Source organism: Myroides odoratus (assembly GCF_965118575.1).
GTDB classification, from domain to species: domain Bacteria; phylum Bacteroidota; class Bacteroidia; order Flavobacteriales; family Flavobacteriaceae; genus Flavobacterium; species Flavobacterium odoratum_B.
Genome location: NZ_CBCPHW010000015.1, coordinates 70972 through 93371 on the forward strand (window position 1 = coordinate 70972; position 22400 = coordinate 93371).

General features: G+C 35.5%; 19 protein-coding genes. 2 read left to right on the forward strand and 17 right to left on the reverse strand.

Features of this window, described 5'->3' with window-relative positions:
• Nucleotides 1–141: 141 nt before the first annotated feature.
• From ACMHJ2_RS13080 to ACMHJ2_RS13145, 14 genes are all read right to left on the reverse strand, one after another.
• Nucleotides 142–2025, reverse strand: coding sequence for an endonuclease MutS2 (locus ACMHJ2_RS13080; RefSeq protein ID WP_413513305.1), 1884 nt, complete (start codon nucleotides 2023–2025; stop codon nucleotides 142–144).
• A 376-nt stretch (nucleotides 2026–2401) separates the two neighbouring features.
• On the reverse strand, nucleotides 2402–3856 hold the full coding sequence (locus tag ACMHJ2_RS13085) for a S41 family peptidase (protein ID WP_413513340.1): 1455 nt from the start codon (nucleotides 3854–3856) through the stop codon (nucleotides 2402–2404).
• Between the two features lie 384 nt (nucleotides 3857–4240).
• Complete coding sequence (locus ACMHJ2_RS13090) at nucleotides 4241–5023, reverse strand: enoyl-CoA hydratase/isomerase family protein (protein WP_413513306.1); 783 nt, start codon at nucleotides 5021–5023, stop codon at nucleotides 4241–4243.
• Between the two features lie 2 nt (nucleotides 5024–5025).
• Nucleotides 5026–5907, reverse strand: coding sequence for a 3-hydroxyisobutyrate dehydrogenase (gene mmsB, locus ACMHJ2_RS13095; RefSeq protein WP_413513307.1), 882 nt, complete (start codon nucleotides 5905–5907; stop codon nucleotides 5026–5028).
• A 6-nt stretch (nucleotides 5908–5913) separates the two neighbouring features.
• Complete coding sequence (locus tag ACMHJ2_RS13100; RefSeq protein ID WP_413513308.1) at nucleotides 5914–7020, reverse strand: enoyl-CoA hydratase/isomerase family protein; 1107 nt, start codon at nucleotides 7018–7020, stop codon at nucleotides 5914–5916.
• A gap of 11 nt (nucleotides 7021–7031) precedes the next feature.
• The gene (locus ACMHJ2_RS13105; protein ID WP_413513309.1) at nucleotides 7032–8192 is read right to left on the reverse strand and encodes an acyl-CoA dehydrogenase family protein; all 1161 of its coding nucleotides are present in this window, start codon (nucleotides 8190–8192) and stop codon (nucleotides 7032–7034) included.
• Nucleotides 8193–8207: 15 nt separating this feature from the next.
• Nucleotides 8208–9707 (reverse strand): CoA-acylating methylmalonate-semialdehyde dehydrogenase, encoded by a 1500-nt coding sequence (locus ACMHJ2_RS13110; protein ID WP_413513310.1) that lies wholly within the window; start codon nucleotides 9705–9707, stop codon nucleotides 8208–8210.
• A gap of 84 nt (nucleotides 9708–9791) precedes the next feature.
• Entirely contained in the window at nucleotides 9792–11243 is a 1452-nt protein-coding gene (locus tag ACMHJ2_RS13115; RefSeq protein ID WP_413513311.1) for a bifunctional 2-methylcitrate dehydratase/aconitate hydratase, read from the reverse strand.
• A gap of 28 nt (nucleotides 11244–11271) precedes the next feature.
• Nucleotides 11272–12423 (reverse strand): 2-methylcitrate synthase, encoded by a 1152-nt coding sequence (gene prpC / locus ACMHJ2_RS13120; RefSeq protein ID WP_413513312.1) that lies wholly within the window; start codon nucleotides 12421–12423, stop codon nucleotides 11272–11274.
• A gap of 2 nt (nucleotides 12424–12425) precedes the next feature.
• Entirely contained in the window at nucleotides 12426–13319 is an 894-nt protein-coding gene (gene prpB, locus ACMHJ2_RS13125; RefSeq protein WP_413513313.1) for a methylisocitrate lyase, read from the reverse strand.
• A gap of 807 nt (nucleotides 13320–14126) precedes the next feature.
• Nucleotides 14127–14957, reverse strand: a complete 831-nt coding sequence (locus ACMHJ2_RS13130; RefSeq protein ID WP_413513314.1) for a S1 RNA-binding domain-containing protein — start codon at nucleotides 14955–14957, stop codon at nucleotides 14127–14129.
• A 15-nt stretch (nucleotides 14958–14972) separates the two neighbouring features.
• Nucleotides 14973–15719 carry a hypothetical protein gene (locus tag ACMHJ2_RS13135; protein WP_413513315.1) on the reverse strand — a complete coding sequence of 249 codons (747 nt, stop codon included), beginning with the start codon at nucleotides 15717–15719 and terminating at the stop codon, nucleotides 14973–14975.
• A 32-nt stretch (nucleotides 15720–15751) separates the two neighbouring features.
• Nucleotides 15752–16837 (reverse strand): DNA polymerase III subunit gamma/tau, encoded by a 1086-nt coding sequence (gene dnaX / locus ACMHJ2_RS13140; RefSeq protein ID WP_413513316.1) that lies wholly within the window; start codon nucleotides 16835–16837, stop codon nucleotides 15752–15754.
• Nucleotides 16838–16884: 47 nt separating this feature from the next.
• Nucleotides 16885–17580 carry a DUF4294 domain-containing protein gene (locus ACMHJ2_RS13145; protein ID WP_413513317.1) on the reverse strand — a complete coding sequence of 232 codons (696 nt, stop codon included), beginning with the start codon at nucleotides 17578–17580 and terminating at the stop codon, nucleotides 16885–16887.
• Nucleotides 17581–17659: 79 nt separating this feature from the next.
• On the opposite strand from ACMHJ2_RS13145, the gene ACMHJ2_RS13150 reads away from it, so the two are divergent.
• Entirely contained in the window at nucleotides 17660–18751 is a 1092-nt protein-coding gene (locus tag ACMHJ2_RS13150; protein WP_413513318.1) for a M42 family metallopeptidase, read from the forward strand.
• Between the two features lie 55 nt (nucleotides 18752–18806).
• Here the strand turns inward: ACMHJ2_RS13150 and ACMHJ2_RS13155 are convergent, their stop codons facing one another.
• Nucleotides 18807–19097 (reverse strand): DUF4834 family protein, encoded by a 291-nt coding sequence (locus ACMHJ2_RS13155; protein WP_413513319.1) that lies wholly within the window; start codon nucleotides 19095–19097, stop codon nucleotides 18807–18809.
• A 79-nt stretch (nucleotides 19098–19176) separates the two neighbouring features.
• On the reverse strand, nucleotides 19177–19551 hold the full coding sequence (locus ACMHJ2_RS13160) for a rhodanese-like domain-containing protein (RefSeq protein WP_413513320.1): 375 nt from the start codon (nucleotides 19549–19551) through the stop codon (nucleotides 19177–19179).
• A gap of 92 nt (nucleotides 19552–19643) precedes the next feature.
• Here ACMHJ2_RS13160 and hemN point away from each other — a divergent pair, with 92 nt between their 5' ends.
• Entirely contained in the window at nucleotides 19644–21005 is a 1362-nt protein-coding gene (gene hemN / locus ACMHJ2_RS13165) for an oxygen-independent coproporphyrinogen III oxidase (protein ID WP_413513321.1), read from the forward strand.
• A 308-nt stretch (nucleotides 21006–21313) separates the two neighbouring features.
• Here the strand turns inward: hemN and ACMHJ2_RS13170 are convergent, their stop codons facing one another.
• Nucleotides 21314–22231, reverse strand: a complete 918-nt coding sequence (locus ACMHJ2_RS13170) for a phospholipase A (RefSeq protein ID WP_413513322.1) — start codon at nucleotides 22229–22231, stop codon at nucleotides 21314–21316.
• Nucleotides 22232–22400: the final 169 nt, after the last annotated feature.

Consider the following 22400-nt stretch of genomic DNA (forward strand, 5'->3'; position numbering starts at 1 on the left):
TCAACAAGATAAAAAAAGAGGATGGCCTTGGGTCCATCCTCTTTCACTTGCTTTAATTTAAAATCTAAATAAAGTTTTATTTATTGGTTTCTAGGTTTCGCATCCAATCCAACAGATAGGCTCTATAGTTTAAGTTTAACCTTATCCTTCTATAAGCACTAATTCTTCTAAAGCGATGGTAAATTTCATACTCTCTATCAACACTGTAGCTTTTTTTCCACGAATTTCTAAGAGCGTACCCGATTTACCTCTACCCGCTCGTTTTACCCTATCCCCTACTTTTAATTCTTTTTTTTTTTCCTCAACAATACAAACGGGTTGAGGTACGTGTATTGGTTCTTCTGTCTCTACTTCAACTCTATTCTGCATTTTATCTTCTTCCATTTGATGAAGTTCTGCTACTTTAGCTGCTACTAAGTCTTGAAGTTCTCGTTCGATAAGTAGATAATTCGCATCAATCTTCTGAGAGGCATTCACTACTATTGCTTCAGGCAAACCTATTCTCCTAGCTACATCTAAAGCATACGAACTACCAGGATGTCCCTGTGATAATTGATAGAGCGGTTTCATCGCTTTAAAATCATAGAGCATCGCTCCATTTTGTAACCCTTTGGTACGCTGCGCGAACCCTTTCAAATTGTAAAAATGGGTGGTGATAATCCCGAAGCATTCTTGTTGATTTAATTGTTCTAAAATACTTTCTGCAAGAGCTCCTCCAAGTTCGGGTTCTGTTCCCCCTCCAAATTCATCAATTAAGAGTAAGGTTTTACTATTTGTATGTGTTAAAAACAAGTTCATTGTGGTTAAATGAGCTGTATAGGTACTTAAATTATTTTCTATACTTTGTCCGTCCCCAATATCCATAAAAAGATTTTCAAATACCCCCATTTTTGTTTTTTCATCTATTGGAATAAGTAAACCACATTGCAACATATACTGAAGCAAGGCTACCGTTTTTAATGCAACTGATTTACCCCCAGAATTAGCGCCTGAAACAACAAGTATGCGATTATCACCTTCTAGAACAAGGTCTAAAGAACGAAGTTCTTGCCCTTGCTTTTTTAAGGCCATGGCTAAAATAGGATGATACGCTTGTGACCAATTGAATTGCTGTTTATCTTCGACAATCGGTTTAATTCCACCTATTTTTTGAGCTAAAAGTGCTTTGGATCGAATAAAATCCATAGAACCAATCAATTCATACAACGTATCCAAACTCGTTTTTTTCTTTCTTAGGAGATGGGTAACATTTACTAGAAGTCGCACAATTTCTTTTCGCTCCTCTTGTTCTAAAACAAAGAATCTCGTATTTTCTCTTACGAGTTCTTCGGGTTCTATAAAAACGGTTTTTCCAGAGCGAGACTCATCGTGAATCACCCCTTTGAAGCGGCGTTTAAAAGAAGCGGTTATGGGAATTACCATGCGTCCGTCCCGAACACTTGCGGGTGTTTCAGAATCAATTAAACCCGAAGCCTGTGCTTTTCGCCATAGGGTATCAAATTTTTTCTGAATGGTTTGTGCTACTTGTATCTTTTCTTTGCGAATACTAGCTAATTCTCGCGAAGCATTATCGCGTACTTGTCCATTTTTATCTAAAAGCTGATGGATGAAATTTATCACTTCATCAAAGGGTTCATAAGCATGCGCCAATAAAGCAAGCCTTGGGTAACTATAGTGATTATCCTTTTGTTGTGTAATGAGGTTATACCACTTTTCACCATTGACAAGGGTTTGCAAAAGAGCCAATACTTCTTCTACGGTGCACCAACTAGTGGGATTCTCTCCTATTTGTTGCAGGATAGAACGAGTATCACTGTAGTGTTCAAGAGGGAAATTTCTTTCATTGGTTAGTAAACCAACAAACTCTTCCACTTGTTCCAATTGATGCACAAGTGTTGGAAAATCTGTTTGAAAACGTAACTGATTTACTTTTTCAATACCAAAAGGGCTCAAACAAGTAGCTATAAGCATTTCGCGGATTGTTAAAAAACCGCATTTTTCTTCGTAATTATTCGGGAATATCATATCGATTCCATACCATATTAAGGTCTATTCTCTAGAGAATGACATATTATAATTAAGACTCAATATTTTCGAAACTTATACAATATACATACACTACTGCGTTTAGTTTCTGCTAAACAAGCAAGGAGCGCAATATTAAAGTACTAAAATCTACTTTAGATTTTAGTATAAGCTAGCATTAAAGAATGACTTTTACTCGAAAATAGGCTATAATACGGACATCAAACAATTTTAGGTATGAATACTTTTTAACGATATGACAGCTAAAGCATATCATAGGATATAAAGGTACAAACGTTTTTTACAATTTTCAAAAATTCTCATTAAAAGAATACAAATTCACACCTTAATCCTTAAACTATAGACAAGGATCCCGTTATTTTTTAAGTAAACGCAAGGCCAAATCCATTTCAGCATCTTGTACCTTTTGCAAGCCTTTTTGAAATTCATCCGCGGTTACTGTATATTGCGGTAGTACGCCACGACAATTTTTATCTTTATTGGCTGCGATATTAAAAAAAATCTCACTCCTTGGCAAAGAGACAATTGATTCTGTATAAGGCAGTTTGTAATTTACAAACCAAGCAGCGGTAGTGAAACCACTACAACTTCTCGTTTCCTGTCCAACAAGAGCACCTCTCGCATTCAATTGAAATAAAGAAGCAAAATAACTTGCGGCAGACACAGTATTATTATTAATTAAAAGCGCAACATCACCTGTAAAGGCATTTTTGTCTTGGGGGTAGTTTTCTACATAGTATTCGTCCAAGCGATTATTCCCATAATAAAACCCATCTTCTTCATTCTTATCAAATCGTTGCTGCATAAAGTTATCTTGACTTAGGATATCATTTGCATTCGCCAATTTTCCATTCTCATCTAGTAAGTTTGCTTTGACATTTATTTTAGGAACCTTGGTTGCGTATTTGTAAATATTACTGAAACTTTTTTCTGTACTGATAAAGGAGTAAAATAAAGGGATATTTGACAAGGATCCGCCTTGGTTATCTCGAATATCTACTATGATATGCTTTACTTTTTGATCTTTAATTGATGTGAATAGATTATTTAAAATCGAATAGGCATAGGCTTCCGATAAATCAAAGGATCGGATACTAATGAGGTAGGTATCTTTATTTACTAAATAACCCGAAATACCTAAACGATAAGATAGAAGGTCAAAAGGTAGAATCGTTTTATTACTGTTATAATCATATTTGGTATAATTTACAGCTTTTAATTGAACGCTTTTCAAACTCCCTTTTACACTTTCTTTATATTGAATAGTAAACACCTCTGCCTTAGGAAACAACAAAGAAGCATAAAGGCTAAATTTCTTTTGTGTACTACCTTGTATATCTCCATCAACTTTAGCAGGTATTTTTGCTAGCATATCCGTTACTTTTTTAGTATTCACGGTAATGATCTCAGCACCTAAAGGAATATCACTGGCAAATTGATTGACAAAAACTCGCTGGTCATATACAATCGTTTCTAGTGGAAAAAAATTAATTTCTTTCACAAATGCATCAAAAACCAAATCATCTACATTTAAATCAGAATGGGTATCACGAATTAAAGTCAAAGGATTTGACAATAAAAAATTAGCCAAAGTAGGTTCTTTTTTAAGTCCCTCGCGTAAAACATGTGCTTCTTTCTCAAATTGTTCTTCCGAAATAAATCGAAAAGGATTAGGGTGTTGATTTTTAATTAATTCAACTATAAAATCGTAATCCTGGAGGTACTCTTCTGTTGTGAAATCAATATTTTTCACCTGAGAAAAGGCACTATAACAAGAAATAAAAGTTAACAAAATAACTAGTTTAATTATTCTCATATTTAAATGTTTTAAATTTTAAACATCAAATATACAACATACACCTATTAAACTTAATATTTAACAAAAATATAAACACAAACATATGTATTTTTGTATTTATATTTGATTATTATATTTTCTACACCTAAATAAAAAGTAACTTTGAAAATTAAATTTATTTTAGCTCCTATTCTATGTTATTTATCCGCCACATCCTCTGGTGAATAGAGGTTATAAGCAATAGAGCATACGGCTCTATACAGCTTAAGCAAACGCTTTGTTTAGTCTGCTATTTTTGCACCTGATTCAATAAGATCTTGTTATATTAAAAATAAAACAACAAGGGCGTACTGCTATGCAATACGCCCTTGCTTATAAAAATAAAAAATTACTGAACTAATTCCCTTTAAAATCTGGTACTCTTTTTTCAATAAATGCACCGATTCCTTCTTTTTGATCCGCTGTAGTAAAAAGCTCACCAAATAAAACGGCTTCTTGTTTTAATCCTTCTTCTAAAGTCAAATCAAAACCAGTGTGCATTGAATCTTTGGCTTTGGCTACTGCAATCGGTCCTCTTGAAGCAATTGTTTTAGCCATCGCTTGCGCTTGATTTAACAAATCTTCTGGAGCATAAACACGATTAACAAATCCCATTGCCTCACAAGCAGCAGCCGAATAAAAATCGCCTGTAAATATCATTTCTTTAGCTTTGTAAAGTCCAATCGCACGCGGTAAACGCTGCGTTCCTCCAAAACAAGGCAACAACCCTAAGGTAGATTCAGGAAGACCAAATTTTGCTTTTTCACTTGCTAAAATGATATCACAAGATAAAGCTAATTCGCATCCACCACCTAAAGCAAATCCATTCACAGCAGCAATTACAGCGAAAGGCAAGGCCTCGATTGCATTAAAGGCTATTTGTGCCGCATTAGAAAAGTCCGTCGCCTCTTGAGGAGTCATACTCTGCATGGCTTTAATGTCTGCCCCAGCAACAAAAGCTTTCTCTCCCGAACCCGTTAGTACCAATACGCGAATATCACCTTTGTTTTTAATCTGTTCAGTGAATGATTTTAACTCTGCTAATACCGTTTTATTTAAGGCATTTAACGCCTCAGGACGATTGATAGTCAACGTGCCAACAAAACCTTCTTGTTGGTAGATTAAAGTTTCAAAATTCATACCTATTGCTGATTTAAAAATTTAATAATACTCGAAAAATCGATTTTACCATTTCCTGCTTCGCTCCACATTCGATACAGATTAAGTGCTGTGCTTCCTAGAGGAGTTGAGCTTTTAGTTTCCAAGCTCGCTTCTGCAGCTAATCCCAAATCTTTAGTCATTAAATCTACTGCAAAACCACCCGCATACTCTCTTGAAGCAGGTGTATTTTCTGCCACACCTGGATAAGGGTTATATACTTCTAAAGACCAGTTTCTGCCTGAGCTTTTCTGCATAATTTCACTTAAAACTTTTGGATCAAGACCGTGGCGTACACCTAAATTAATAGCTTCCGAAGTACCAATCATGTGAATCGCCAATAACATATTATTGCAAATCTTAGCTACTTGTCCAGCGCCTGATTCTCCTGCATAAAATATATTTTGTCCCATAGCCTCCAAAATTGGTTTTGCTCTATCGAAATCAGTAGCAGCTCCACCTACAATAAAAGTCAAAGTTCCAGCTTGTGCACCTGCTGTTCCTCCCGAAACAGGGGCATCAATCATCGAATGTCCTTGAGCCACAGCTAAAGTTGCTACAACACGAGCCGTTACTGCATCAATTGTACTACTGTCAATTAAAATGGCATTCGGTTGCAACTTAGACAAAAACTCTGTGGTATATAAATCGGCTACGTGTTTACCAGAAGGCAACATTGACACCACTACCTCTGCTCCCTGAGCTACTTCTAACGCAGAATGCGCTACTTGCCCACCTTGAGCTACTAATTGATTTAAAGCTGCTTCACTTACATCAAAACCAGTTACCTGGTGTCCTTTTTTAATTAGGTTGGCAGCCATTGGACCACCCATATTTCCCAAGCCTATAAAAGCTATTTTTGCCATATTCTTTTAGTTTTTACCTAAATTCTTTAAAACGTCATTCTCCTTCGTCCAAAGGGGTTTGAAATAACCATCCACCCATTCGTTCGTAACCTCCTCTAAAGTAGCGGGTTGCCATTTAGGAGATTGATCCTTATCCACTAACAAAGCACGTACACCTTCTGCAAAATCAGGATGAATACAACACTGGCATGCCAAGTTTAATTCAGTTTGAAATACCTGTTCTAAGGTATAATCTTTTCCCTCTTTGAGCTGTCTAAATATAAGATGTGCTGAACTTGGTGATCCTTTTTCAAAGCTTTCTATACCCGCTTCAATCCAACTATCTTTTTCAGTGTTATTTAACAAAATGGCGTGAAACTCTTCGAGTGTATTCACTTTTTCAAATTGTTTAATAAACGACTGATGAGCTGCTGTTTGTGAAGAACCTACGGTATATTTCTCTGCGATAGTAGCTAAGATTGCTGAAACTTGATCTGCAATAACACCTGTCCAAGTTGCTTGTGCTAAAGCATCTAAGACTTCTTGTTTTGCTATGGATTCCATATAGTAATCCGCCAAACCTAAGAATCGACAATCTGCGGCATCTAAACGAGCTCCCGTTAAACCTAAATATAGACCATAAGCAGAAGGCATCTTATTCAAAAACCAAGTTGCACCAACATCTGGAAATAAACCAATGGTAATTTCAGGCATGGCCAATTTACTTCTTTCCGTGACAATACGGTGAGAAGCGCCAACCATAACACCAATACCTCCCCCCATTACAATCCCATGTCCCCAAACAATAATAGGTTTAGGATAGGTATGAATGGTGTAATTTAAGGCATATTCTTTTGCAAAAAAATCAAAACATTCTTGGGGTACTTGCGTATTGTCTTCGGTGCGTTGAATGATAATCGCATCATAGAGTTTTCGCACATCTCCACCTGCACAAAGCGCTTTTTCACCTGCCCCTTGAATAAAAATACAAGCGACATCCTCTGATTCTTTCCATGATTCGACAGCTGCGGTTAGCCCTTCTATCATTTCTAAGTTCAGTGAATTAAGTGTTTGCTCTGAATTTAAGGTGATAAAACCAACTTTATTCTTAATTTCTGTTTGTATTAAACTCATTTCCTCCTCAATTAACGTATTTCTGCAGTTGCTCCTTCTTCTAATATTCTTCTTGATATAACTAACTTCATAATTTCATTAGTTCCTTCAACAATTTGGTGTACACGTGCATCGCGCATCAATCTTTCTACAGGGAAATCTTGCGTACAGCCGTATCCACCAAGAATTTGTAAAGCATCATTACAAACGGTAAAACTATTGTCTGTTGCTAATCGCTTAGCCATCGCACAATACGTTGTAGCATTTACATCTTTTGAATCTAGTTTAAAAGCAGCTAAATATACCATTTGACGAGCAGCAACTAATTCGGTTACCATATCCGCTATTTTAAACTGTAAAGCTTGAAATTGCGCCAATGATTTGCCAAATTGTATGCGTTCATGCATGTAGCGTTGAGCCAAGTTAAGTGCTCCTTGCGCGGCTCCAACCGAACAGATACCTACATTGATACGCCCACCATCTAAACCTTTTAAAGCAATTTTAAAACCATCCCCTTCTTTTCCTAGGAGGTTTTCAGCAGGAATTTCAACTTGATCTAAAAAGATAAAACGCGTAGGTTGTGTATTCCATCCGAGTTTCTTTTCTTTTTCTCCATAGCTTATCCCTGTTGCACTAGCAGGTACTACAAAAGCACTGATTCCCTTGGGACCAGCTTCTCCTGTACGAGCCATAACAACTAAAAAATCACTCTCTCCTGCACCAGAAATAAACGCTTTGGTACCATTCAAGATATATTTATCTCCTTGTTTTACTGCTGTTGTTTTTAAACTTGCTGCATCAGAACCCGAATCAGGCTCTGTTAAGCAATACGATCCTAGTTTCATTCCTGAAGCCATAGCTGGACAAATAGATTCGCGAACGGTTTCGCTTGCAAATGTATCTATCATCCATGTCACCATGTTATGAATCGTAATATAAGCCGTGGTAGAAGGACATGCTGCTGCTAACTCTTCAAAAATAATAGCAGCATTCAATCTTGAGAATCCTAATCCTCCGACCTCTTCACGTGTATAAATACCACAAAAACCTTGTTCTCCGGCTTTTTGGATCGCTTCGCGTGGAAATATTTTATTAGCATCCCAATCTGAAGCATAAGGTGCTAATTCTTTTTCTGCAAAACTCCTTGCCGCATCTTGAAAGGCTAATTGATTTTCATCTAAATTAAATTGCATAGTATGAACTCCTCCTTATTTTAGATTAATAGTCATATTCAATTTTCCTCCTGCAGGCACATCTTCTTCAAACCAACGAGCGGTAACTGTTTTCGTCTCTGTATAGAAGCGAACCCCTTGTTTTCCATATGAATGTAAGTCTCCGAAAAAGGACTTACGCCATCCTGTAAAAGAGAAGAAAGGCAATGGCACTGGAATTGGAAGGTTAACTCCAATTTGGCCTACTTGAATTTCATGTTGGAATTTACGCGCAGCCGCACCTGAGTTAGTAAAAATTGACGTACCATTTCCGTACGGATTGTTATTGATAATTTGAATAGCCTCATCTAAACTATCAGCCGTTATTAATAATAAAGCAGGTCCAAATATTTCTTCTTTGTAAATATCCATATCCGTTGTTACTTTATTGAATAAGGTTGGTCCTACGAAATACCCATTTTCATACCCTGGAACTACGCAATCACTTCCGTCTAACAATACTTCAGCTCCTTGGTCATAGCCACTCTTAATTAAGCGCAATACCTTTTCTTTCGCCTGTTTATTGATTAATGGTCCATAAGCTGCTGAGTCATCTGACCAAACACCTGGTTTGATTGTACTTAAAGCCGCTTTAATTTCTCCAACCCAATTTTGAGCTTCTCCAACTAATACAGCAACACTAATAGCCATACAACGTTGACCTGCAGCACCACATGAAGCACCAACTAAATTATTGATAACTTGTTGTTTATTGGCATCTGGCATAACAACCATATGGTTTTTTGCACCACCAAAAGCTTGCACGCGTTTTAAATTATGCGTTCCTGTGCGATACACATGTTCCGCCACAGGTACAGATCCCACAAATGAAATAGCACGTATATCTTCGTGGTTTAAAATATGATTCACTTGATCTTTAGATCCGTGAATAACATTTAAAACACCTTTAGGAAACCCCGCTTGATGGAATAATTCTGCTAATTTCATCGCAGTCATTGGTGCTTGCTCAGAAGGTTTTAAAATAAAAGTATTTCCACAGGCAATAGCCATTGGGAACATCCACAACGGAATCATGGCTGGGAAATTAAAAGGTGTAATACCTGCACATACCCCTAGTGGTTGAATATAACTATAGGTATCTACTGCACGAGCTACGTTTTCTACGGTTTCTCCCATCATTAAAGTAGGAATCGTACAAGCGTGTTCAACTACTTCAATACCTCTCCATACATCGCCCATTGCATCTGCAAACGTCTTACCGTTTTCAGTAGCTAAAATTTCTGCGATTTCTTTTTGATTCTCTTTTAATAAATGTTGGTATTTAAAAAATAATCTTGCACGCTCTGGTGTAGCAACTTCTTTCCAAGTTTTAAATGCTTCACTTGCCAGGGCAATAGCTTGGTCAATTTCTGCTATTTTCGTCAAAGGAACTTCAGCAATAATTTCTTGATTTGCTGGATTTTCAAGAGGTAAATATTCTGTAGTGGTACTTTCTGTAAAAGCTCCGTTTATATATAGTTTTATTTTTTGTGACATAATTTTCATAATTTATAGGATTGGTAATAGCTTGTAAGGAACAAGAGTTGATTTTGCAATCAACTCTTGTTTTTTTATATAAGCTTAGATAACTAGTAAATCAACAAACTCATTTACATTTAGATTAATCAAAGTATTATAATCTAAAGAGTTTTCCATTACAACGCGTTGTTGTTTTTCTGGATAAACACGGGCTAAATTAATTTTGTATTTTTTGATTAATTCAGGAATTCCTTCTTCTCTTCTGCGTTTATGACCGATTGGGTATTCTACTACAATTTCGTCAATCGTGCTTTCATCATTGAAGGTAACCGTTAAGGCATTCGCAATCGAACGTTTTTCTGGATCGTGGTAATCTTTGGTAAACTGAACGTCTTCAACACACTCCATTTTATCGCGTAACACATCGATTCTTGCATCCGAAGCGATATTGTTTTCATAATCCGAAGCGGTTAATCTTCCGTGGATTAATGGAACAGCAATCATGTATTGAATACAGTGGTCACGGTCAGCTGGATTGTCTAGCGGTCCTTTTTTATCGATAATGCGAATAGCCGCTTCATGTGTGCGGATTGTAATCTTTTTAATGTCTTCAGTAGATTTTCCTAATTCTTTCAATTTCCCGTGTAAAGTCATCGCTGCTTCAACTGCTGTTTGCGAGTGGAATTCAGCTGGGAAAGAAATTTTGAATAATACATTCTCCATTACATACGAAGAATAATCTCTTTGGAATTTAAATGCATTTCCTTTGAAAGAAACGTCATAGAATCCCCATGTTTTAGCTGTTAATACAGATGGATATCCCATTTCGCCCGTTTTAGCCATTAAAGCTAAACGCACCGCACGAGAGGTTGCATCACCAGCAGCCCATGATTTACGGCTTCCTGTATTTGGTGCATGACGATACGTTCTCAAAGCTTGTCCATCTACAAAAGCAAGTGAAATAGCATTGATTAATTCCTCACGTGTTAAGCCAATTAACTTACCTACAACTGCTGTAGAAGCTAATTTTACTAATAATACGTGATCTAATCCTACGCGGTTAAACGAGTTTTCTAAAGCCATTACACCTTGTATTTCGTGTGCCATGATCATTGCTTCCAAAACTTGTTTCATTTTCAAGGGTTCTTTTCCTTCTGCGATATTAGTTCTTGACAACCAATCTGCAGTTGCTAAAATTCCACCTAAGTTATCCGATGGGTGACCCCATTCTGCTGCTAACCAAGTATCGTTAAAATCCAACCAACGCACAATGGTTCCAATGTTGAAAGCGGCTTGAATTGGATCTAATTGAAATTGAGTTCCTGGTACTTTTGCTCCATTTGGAACAATAGTTCCTTTTACTACAGGCCCTAATAATTTAGTACATGCAGGGTATGTTAAAGCTTCTAACCCACATCCTATAGTATCCAAAAGACAATAGTGTGCCGTTTTCCAAGCTAATTCATTTTTAATTTGATAGTTTAATACGTAATCAGCAATGTCCACTAATACTTGATCTGGTTGTGGTCGTTCGTTTGAAATGTGTAATGACATTTGAAATCTTATTTTATTAGTTATTAAATTATTTTCTATTGTTAATCGATACAAATGATCGGTTTTCTGGCCCTACATAGTTAGCACTAGGACGGATAATTTTTCCATCCTGGCGTTGCTCAATAATATGAGCGCTCCATCCTGTAATACGCGAAATAACAAAAAGTGGAGTAAACATTAAAGTAGGAACTCCCATTTGGTGGTAAGACACCGCAGAGAACCAATCTAAATTTGGAAACATTTTTTTCTCTTCCCACATCACGCTTTCTAGGCGTTCTGCAATATCATATAAAAGCATATCCCCTGCTTCTTTAGACAATTGCTCAGCTACTTTTTTAATAACGATATTTCGAGGGTCAGAAATGGTATAAACAGGGTGACCAAAACCAATAATTACTTCTTTGTTCTCTACGCGTTTTCTGATATCTGTCTCTGCTTCATCTGGTGACGTATAACGGCTTTGAATTTCGAAGGCAACTTCATTTGCACCTCCGTGTTTTGGTCCTCGTAAAGCACCTATAGCGCCAGTTACACAAGAATAGAAATCTGAGTTTGTTCCAGCAATTACACGACTAGTAAACGTTGAAGCATTAAATTCATGTTCCGCATATAAGATCAAAGATACTTGCATCGCTTTAACCCAAGATTCGGATGGTTTTTTGCCGTGTAAAAGGTGCAAAAAGTGTCCACCGATTGTATCATCATCTGTTTCTACTTCAATTTCTTTTCCATTATGCGTATAATGGTACCAATACAATAAGCCCGAACTAAAAGACGCCAATAGTTTATCAGCGATATCTCTTGCTCCTGCCATATTGTGATCGTCTTTTTCTGGCTGAATTGTTCCGATTGCAGAAACCATTGAACGCATAACATCCATAGGATGAGCTGCTGCAGGAATATTTTTTAAAATAGTGCGAACTGATTTAGGTAAGCCGCGTAAAGACTTCAATTTCGTTTTGTAATTTCTCAATTGCGCTTCATTTGGCAAATGCCCATAAATCAAAAGATAGGCTACCTCTTCAAATTCTGTATTTTCTGCTAAATCTAATATATTATATCCTCTATAGTATAAATCATTACCGCTTTTACCAACACTACATAAAGCTGTATTTCCAGCTGCAACTCCAGAAAGTGCTACGCTTTTCTTCGGTTTGAAGCTTGTTTCATTATTTGACATGCTTATTGTTTTTTAAATAGGTTATTGAGTTTTTGTTCGTAATCGTGGTAGTTTATACTGCTGTATAATTCCTCACGAGTTTGCATGGTATCCACGACATTGGCTTGAGTACCGTCTTGGCGAATGTGATTGTAAACATTTAAAGCCGCTTTGTTTGCTGCGCGGAAAGCAGATAAAGGATAGAGTACTAAGCCTACTCCAGCTGCTTTTAATTCTTCAACCGTATACATTTTAATCATCCCGAATTCCGTAATATTAGCTAATACGGGAATTCCTGTTGCATCAACAAATTTTTGGTAAAAACTTAAATCAGGCACAGCTTCAGCGAAGATAAAATCCGCCCCAGCTTCTTTATAAGCGATTGCTCTTTCTAATGTTTTCTCTAATCCTTCATTAGCAAAAGCATCTGTACGTGCTCCAATAACAAAATTTTCGTCTGTACGTGCATCTACAGCAGATTTAATACGATCTACCATTTCTTGCATCGTAACTACTTCTTTTCCAGGGCGATGCCCACATCGCTTAGCACCAACTTGATCTTCAATATGTAGCGCAGCTGCACCCGCTTTGATAAGCGATTTTACTGTTCTTGCTACATTGAAGGCAGAAGGTCCAAAACCTGTATCTACATCTACCATCAAAGGCAAATCACATATATTTGTAATGCGTTGTACATCGATTAAAACATCTTCTAGTGTAGTAATACCCAAATCTGGTACTCCCAATGATCCTGCAGCAACTCCACCACCTGATAAATAAATAGCATTAAATCCAGCTTGTTTAGCTAATAAAGCATGATTTGCATTAATAGCACCAACAATTTGAAGGGGACTTTCTTTTTGCATTGCCTCCCTGAAACGCATTCCAGGAGAATTGAAATTGTTTGTTTTGTTCATTCTTATGGTTGTTAATAATCTACATTCATTTTACGTCAAATCAAATACATAGAATTTATCTCTATCTACTTCATTGCCATGCGTATTAAAAATAAATCTGTATTGAAATCATGGGAGAAAATGAGGTGAAATTTCACTATTTCACGGCTCTTTTTTTTTTAGTTCTTTTCTCGCTTCAACAAGAAATATTTCTAAGAGGGCTCTTTTCTTATCCTAGTAATAGAGTGACTTCAACTCTACTCGATCCAACAAATAGAAACTATTTATATTTGATAAATATATGAATATTTTTATTGAAAATATTTTTATAACCAAAATTCCATAAAATATAACCAGCCAAAGAAAAGTTAAATCCTATCAATTAGATAAAATAGGATATAAATTAACCCCTTATTAACAAGAAATGATATTTTATAAGGACTAAAATTGCTGATTCCAAATAAAAAAAAATATTATTCACTCCCCTATACAAGGTAAAAGGAGGATTTTTTGAAATCAAAATACATCCGGGCAAAGAAGAAAATATCTTGCTAATCGCTAGAATTCTAAAAGAAAAAAAAACATCTTCTAGTTTCTATTAATCCGAATTCAATATACTGATTTTTATTTCATTATACCTAATAAAAAAAAACTGAAATGTTAATTTATTCTCCATTTGCGTTTAGCTCTTAATAGCAAGGTCTTTTCTATTTTTTTAGTCAAAGCCCCTTTTTTATTTCTTACAAATACTTAAAGTATTCCTTTAACACAAACAAAAAAAGCACCTGAAAATCAGGTGCTTTTTTTTAAATTACTTTCGTATTTTTTTTACTTTACGAGTTGAATTCCTTTATCTGTAATTGTAATTTTCTTTTCTTTATACAAAGTTCCGATGGCTTTTTTGAATACTTTTTTACTCATGTTGAGTACAGTTTTAATGTCTTCAGGGTGACTATTATCTGACAGCCCTAAGAATCCATTATTTTCCACCAAGGCTTCTAAAATCAACTCCGCACCACCTGTAATTGCTTCAACACCTACACGGCTTCTAGATACATCAATTTTTCCATCAGGGCGAATATTCTTAATAAACCCTACAATACGATCTCCTGTACGCAAATCTTCAAAAACTTCATTTTTGTACATTAAACCTTTGTATTTTTCCTTAATGATTACATTGATCCCTAAATCGGTAATATGAGAAACAACCAACTCTACTTCTTCACCAATACTCAGGTCAATTATATCGTTATTTAAAAATTGATTCAATCGACTTGACCCCACTAAACGATTTGATTTTTCATCTAACTGCATGTAAACCAAATAATAATTACCCTCTTTCATTGGGCGAGCTTGTTCAGCAAAAGGAACGAATAAATCTTTTTCTAAGCCCATATCTAAGAATGCACCAAATTCATTAATAAAACTCACCTTTAGCAAGGCAAATTCATTAATATAGATAAACGGTTCTAACGTAGTTGCAACGGGTCTCTCTTCTTGATCAAGATATACAAAAACCACAATTTCATCTTCTACTTCAATGTTTTTGGGCACATATTTATTAGGTAGCAGAATATCTGTTTCTCCATCTGTCAAATATAAACCGATGCTTGTCTTTCTAGCTACTTTTAACGTATTATCACTTCCAATTTTAATCATAACGATTAGATTTTACTACTGTTTAAATTCTAGATCAAAGATTTCTTTCATATACTGCATCGCAGGATTTAGTTCAATAAAGCGAACTAATTTATCTTCTTTATCTAGTACTTTCTTTTTTATTTTTATTTCTTCATTTACTATAATCTCAATTTCTAAATCATAGTTACTCAGTTTCTTACGCAGATAATTAACTAAGTCAAACTTATTCTCATCAAAACTTAATTTAGATCCTTCATTTGGCATTTCTAAAGAGACCGTTGTTCCTTTAACTATTGGAGGTACCATTCCCATTAACGAAGACATCAACATAAAGCCAGAGCGCGCTAATTTCTCTGCATATTTATGCCACTCTTCACTTAATTGTTCATACGTAAAAGGCTCTTTAGGCAAGTCATCTGGATTAACCACTTTCTTTTCCAAAGAGGACTCCATTTCTCTACGTGTTCTAATACTAGACAGAGAAAGAGCAGATGCCTTTTTTTCTACCTGAGGTGCTACTTGTTCTATAGGGGGTGTTTCAATAGATTCTACTTTCTCTTCAATTGAAATAGGGTCTGAAACAAACGATATGCTACCCTCCGATTCATGCGTTAGATAGGTCATCTCGATCTCTTCAACTAAATCGGGGGCTATTTCAGTTACCTCAATGAGCTGTACTATTTCCGTTGGTTGTTCCTGAATGAGCTCAACGGATTCTTGCACAATTTCCGTAAAAATAGGAGATTGACTAGGAGCCGATTGCATTTCTATAGCAGGCATTTTAGCAACAATTGCTAATACACTTGATGGAATTATGAAAGATTTATCTTTTTTTTTTCGCCTTCATAAGATAAAGACGCCAATTTCATTAAGCACAATTCAACCAGCAATCGTTGGTTCTGGCTTGTTTTATATTTTAAATCAGTTTCATTAGCTAAATCAATAGCTTCTAACAATAGAGCAACACTTGCTTTTTGAGCTTGCTCTTCAAACAATTGTCTTCCATGTTCGCCTACTTCTAAAAGTGAAGCCGTTTCTGGTGTTTTGCAGACCATCAAATTTCTAAAATGGGAGGCTAAACCAGCAATAAAATGTTGCGCATCAAAACCTTTGGCTAAAATAGTATCAAAAGAAGTTAGAAGTGCGGGAATATTAGTAGATAAGATAAGGTCTGTAACTCGAATATAGTACTCAAAATCAAGTACATTTAAGTTTTCTGCTACCGCTTGTCTTGTTAAGTTTCTCCCACAATAAGAAACGACACGATCAAAGATGGATAAGGCATCTCGCATTGCACCATCTGCTTTTTGCGCAATAATACGCAAAGCATCACTTTCATAGCTTATACCTTGGTTATTTGCTACTAAGGCTAAATGCTCAGCGGCATCAGCGATTGTAATTCTTTTAAAATCAAATATCTGACAACGAGATAAAATCGTTGGAATGATCTTGTGCTTTTCGGTAGTTGCCAAAATAAAGATAGCATGACGAGGCGGTTCTTCTAGTGTTTTCAAAAACGCATTAAATGCAGCTGTTGACAACATGTGAACCTCGTCTATAATATAAACTTTATACTTCCCTGTTTGTGGGGGTATACGCACTTGATCGATTAAATTTCGAATATCATCCACGGAATTATTCGATGCTGCATCTAATTCAAAAACATTAAAAGTAAAGTCTTCGGTAGGATCATCATACCCCACTTGATTGATTTTACGAGCCAAAATACGCGCACAAGTGGTTTTTCCAACTCCTCTAGGACCTGTAAACAACAAGGCTTGCGCTAAATGATTACTCTCTATAGCGTTTATTAAAGTGTTAGTAATAGCTTGTTGTCCGACAACCTCTTGAAAAGTTTGCGGTCTATATTTTCTTGCTGATACGATAAATTGTTCCATAAAATCACTGTTAATGCAAAGGTAGCTTAATTTTTAGAAAGCCAAAATTATTCCCTCAATTCAAGTGGAAAAAACTCATCTTCTGCAATTTTTAGTTTCCACATTTTTCTCAATGCATTGAAGTTATTTTTGTTATACCCTTCACTTCGTTCCAATTGATAGGTATAAAATAAAAATTGCAACTGGGTTTCGATATAAAAATCTTGTAAATCACTATCAGGATGATATTCAGATTTCAAATCTAAACTAAAGGTTTTAGCCGTTGTATTAGACCAAAAAGCAGTCCATCCACTTCTAAACTCTTTAATTAAAGTAAACGTAGTTTCTCCAGTCTCTCTATGAATAAGTTTTAATAGTATTTTCCCATCTTTACGAGATAATTTTTTCAACTTTTCTTTAAATTGACTTTCCAAATATTTTTGTGAACGCTTAATGTATTGTCTTTTTTGTTTATTCGTTTCTAACTTTTCTAAATTCTCATTTAAAGTAATTAAATTTTCCGCGGTTGCACGTGCATAGGGATATACCCTGCGAATGCGATTGCGCATGATATTCATATCTTGGCGGTACTGCTCTTCTTTGGCATTATTACCAATATAAATTTCAGGAATACTATATTTTAAAGTATCATCTTCTATTTCAATTGTAGGTACAATATCAGGTACAGGTTTTAATCCTACTTCTTGTGCAAAAACAGAGGTAAAACTAAAAGATAGAAGAAAATAAAAACACAGCTTTTTCATATGTTAAAAATATATCCAAATGTAAAAAATTAGATTGAGTATTCACAAGCGAATCAGTACATTCGTATAAAAAATAATCATGGATAAAAATACAATATTAAATGAAGATTCACTTCGTTTTTTAGAATCCTATTTAAATAATGCTTCTCCAACTGGACATGAGCACTTGGGACAGAAACTTTGGATGAATTACCTACAGCCTTATGTTGATACATTTATCACGGATACCTATGGAAATGCGGTGGGGGTTATTAATCCTGAGGCGGAATACAAAGTTGTTATTGAGGGGCATGCGGATGAAATTTCATGGTATGTCAAATACATTACCGAGGATGGATTCATTCACGTGGTTCGCAATGGCGGGAGTGATCATATGATAGCACCTTCAAAGCGAGTTAATATCCACACAGCTCAAGGAATTATCGAAGGGGTCTTTGGGTGGCCGGCGATTCACATTAGAAATAGAGCGGGTAAAGAAGAATCTCCTAAAATCGAAACCAACTTTATTGATGTAGGCTGTGATACCAAACAAGAAGTATTGGATTTGGGCATCCATATTGGTTGTGTAATTACCTACCCAGATACATTTACGGTCTTAAATAATAAGCGTTGGGTTTGTAGAGCCTTAGATAACCGCATCGGAGGATTTATGATTGCCGAGGTTGCTCGTTTGCTTAAAGAGAATAAACAGACCTTACCTTTCGGTTTGTATTTAGTTAATGCAGTTCAGGAAGAGGTTGGTTTACGTGGAGCGGAAATGATTACACAAACCTTAAGACCGAATGTTGCTATTGTGACAGATGTTTGCCACGATTCGAATACCCCTATGGTAGATAAGAATATCGAAGGCGACAATACCATTGGAAAAGGCCCAGTAATTGCCTATGCTCCAGCTGTACAGAATAATTTACGCGCCTTAATAGAAAAAACGGCAGAGAACAATCAAATCCCCTTTCAACGCAATGCTTTATCTCGTGTAACAGGAACGGATACTGACGCTTTTGCGTATAGCAATGGTGGGGTAGCATCAGCCTTGATCTCTTTACCGCTACGCTATATGCATACTACGGTAGAAATGATTCACAGACAAGATGTTGAACATACGATTCAATTAATCTATCATTCTTTATTACAAATTGAAAACGGAGAGACCTTTTCTTATTTTAAATAAGTTTTACGCTAAAACAGACCTAAAAAAAGCTCCAAAATTTGGAGCTTTTTTTAGGTTATTTTGTATCAACTTCTTCGAATTCAATAAATTCACCAACTACTTTGGTTGAACGGGGAACCCCTTCTTTACCTGTTGATGCTTGGTTATTAAAAGCCGGTTCTTCTTGATTTGATTTATTTTGTTGATAATGTTGTTGCTGTTGCTGTTGAAAATTTCGCTCTACTTTTTTTGCCATTTTGTAGACAAAAAGTGGCAATAAATAACGCATAGCAAATTTAAAAGCATAATAAATCAAAACGATGATTACTAATGTTCTTAAAAAACTTCCAAATGATGCTATATCCATAATTTACCTTTTTCTTCAAAAATAATAATTTTTTCAATCATCTAACACGAAGAATTCTTAAATAATTGATAAATTAAACCTAGTTTTTTTCTGCCTTCCACGCTTTATACCCTCCTTCTAGCTCAATAACATGAAAGCCTACTGCCTGCATCTTTTTTGCCGCTGCTGCACTTCTTTTTCCTGATTGACAAAAAATATACACGGGTTTTTTGGGATCTAATTCTTTTATTTTGTCCGTAAAACTCTCAGCTAAAAAATCAATATTCTTTGCCTTTAAAATAGTACCTGCTTTGTACTCTTCTGGCGTTCGAACATCAATTAATTGTACCTTTCTATCGCTTATTTGAGATTCGAAAACAGTTGTATTCACCACTTCGGCAGTCGTAACTTCCTGAGCATTAACCTTAAAAAAAGACAGCATTACCAAGATTGCTGTTAAAATTATATTTTTCATAATCTATTTAGTATAATATATTTTTAATGAAGTGACAAATATCAGGATTATTACTCTATAATCCCGTTATTTTTGTTACAAACATACGAAAAATGGCTACCCCACTGATACAAAAATACAACGTACCTGGACCTAGGTATACGAGTTATCCCACTGTTCCCTATTGGGAAGAAGCAAGCTTTTCACGAGAAAAATGGTTAAAAAGTGTAAAGGAAACCTTTGATAAAACGAATAAAACCGAAGGAATAAGTCTGTATATACATTTGCCGTATTGTGAGAGTTTATGTACGTTTTGCGGGTGCCATAAACACATCACGAAGCGCCATGAGGTTGAAACCCCTTACATTCAAGCTTTGTTAAAAGAATGGGAGTTATATTGTGCTGTTTTACAAGACACCCCTATCATCAAAGAGATACACTTAGGAGGTGGTACACCAACCTTCTTTGCTCCAGTTCATTTACAAACCTTACTTGAAGGTATTTTAGCACGTGGCATCAAAGCTAAAAATTACGAATTTAGTTTTGAAGGTCACCCAAATAATACAACAAAAGAGCATTTACAAACTTTATATAACCTAGGTTTTCGAAGAGTTAGCTTTGGCGTTCAAGATTATAATCGCGAGATACAAAAGGCCATAAATCGTAATCAAACGTTTCACGATGTCGCTAAAGTAACTCTTTGGGCCAAGGAAATGGGCTATACTTCTATTTCACATGATATTATTTTTGGTTTACCATTTCAAAAAGTAGAGCATGTAATTGATACCATTGAAAAGACTAAATCACTATCGCCAGATCGTTTAGCTTTTTATAGCTATGCGCATGTGCCATGGATCAAAGGCAATGGACAACGTGGATTTAAAGATGAGGATGTTCCTAAAGATGAAGAAAAACGCAAATTATATGAGATTGGAAAAAATCTTTTAGAAGAGAAAGGCTACATTGAAATTGGCATGGATCATTTTGCTCTTAAAACGGATTCGTTATTTAAGGCGATGAATACTCAAAGTATTCATCGAAACTTCATGGGCTATACTTCTTCTAAAACAGATTTGATGATTGGTTTAGGTGTTTCTTCTATTAGTGATAGCTGGACAGCCTTTGCCCAAAATGAAAAAAACATAGAGGCCTATTATGCCTCTTTAGATAACAAAGAGATTCCTGTTGTAAAAGGACACATTTTATCTGAAGAAGATTTGATTATTAGAAAACATATTCTAAATTTAATGTGTAATTTAGAAACCGATTTAAATCCTGATTTGTCTTTGATTAATTTTGAACCTATACTCGAAGAACTTAAAGAAATGGAGAAAGATCAATTGATTACAATCAAAGATCACGTGATAACGGTGAGTAAAACAGGACGCGCTTTTGTTCGCAATATATGTATGGCTTTAGACTTGCGTTTACAACGAAATAAACCAGAGCGTGCTTTATTTTCTATGACTATTTAAAGCAAAAACATGAATAAAAAATTTGAAAAACTAGCTACCTATCTTGTTCTATTTCTACTTGTTTATGGTATATATCAACTGGATATAGAAAATCTTTGGTCCTTAGAAATAAATTGGTTCTCCTTTCTTGCCTTTTTGATTTTCTTGTGCTATTTAATCTTTTCATTAAAGAAAGCTGCCAAAAAACAAGATCAACAGAACCAAAAATAACGCTAGATACTACAAGGAGAGACGTCAAAAGAAAAGACAAATCTTCTAAAAAAACAAAAAAAAAGGAGAACGCTATGTTCTCCTTTTTTTGTGTTTTTTTAGTACCACTCCATCAGAGAAATACCAATTCCAATCGTTGTTTGATTCCAGTTGTAATCAATTAAAGATTCTCCATATCCATTATTTACAACAAAAAAGGCTTTTAAGTTATTCTTAATAGGATAGGTATACATCAATTCGTGAAAACCTTTGTATTGCGCATTCAGTCGCATATTATTTCGAGTCATGAAAGTCAATATTTGTCCTTTGTGTTGATAAGCAATAGTTAGCTCTCCTTTTCCTGCATATTCTGTAATTCTTGCATTATCATCGTTCTTATTACTTTCGCCCAATCGAATCCATGGTTTAACCATAATAGTCCAATTGTTATACTCCATACCGGCATGCATAATAAATCGATTCCAGCTTCTTGAAGTAGGTTCGCTTTTGCCATTGGATTGATGATTAAAAGCAAAACCCGCCATTCTAAACTTTAAATTACCAAGCGAAAGATTCAACGGATAATTAAAGATTACCTCAGGTTCATAATTCAATTCTCGGAATGGTCTTGAAACTTTTTCATTATACACTTGCCAATTCGCGGTTTGGGTAAAAGCAAGCCAAATATCTCCTTTTCCAAATAACAAACCCTCTGTGACTTTTGTTTTAAAACTCAGTTGAAAACGCGCCTCTACCCGATTGTAATCAATGGCATTGGGTTGCCCCATATGTTCACTGAAACTAAACGGTTGATTATTGGGTCTACTTGTCCATCTAGCAGGTAACAAATAAATCGGCTTATAGGGGGATATAGTAAATGTTTTTCTTTTCGCTGTTGAAGATAAATCCCATCGTTCTGCTAAGGAATGTACTTCAATATTTTCAAATAAATTATCACTTCCTGGCGCTTGCCCATACGAAGCACAAGTAAAACCTAAAGCAATACACCATCCTATTATTTTCTTTTTTATACTCATTGATTTTGTAAATAGAACTAGTTAAAATTAATTTTCCCTCCAGTTAAGTTGTACAGGCTTATACTACTACAATGTGCACAGTCTAAACCACCTTACTGTTACTATCAACCATCGATTAACCAAAATCATAAAGCTTCCAAAGCCAGGAGTACCAGTAAGCTAATCCTTT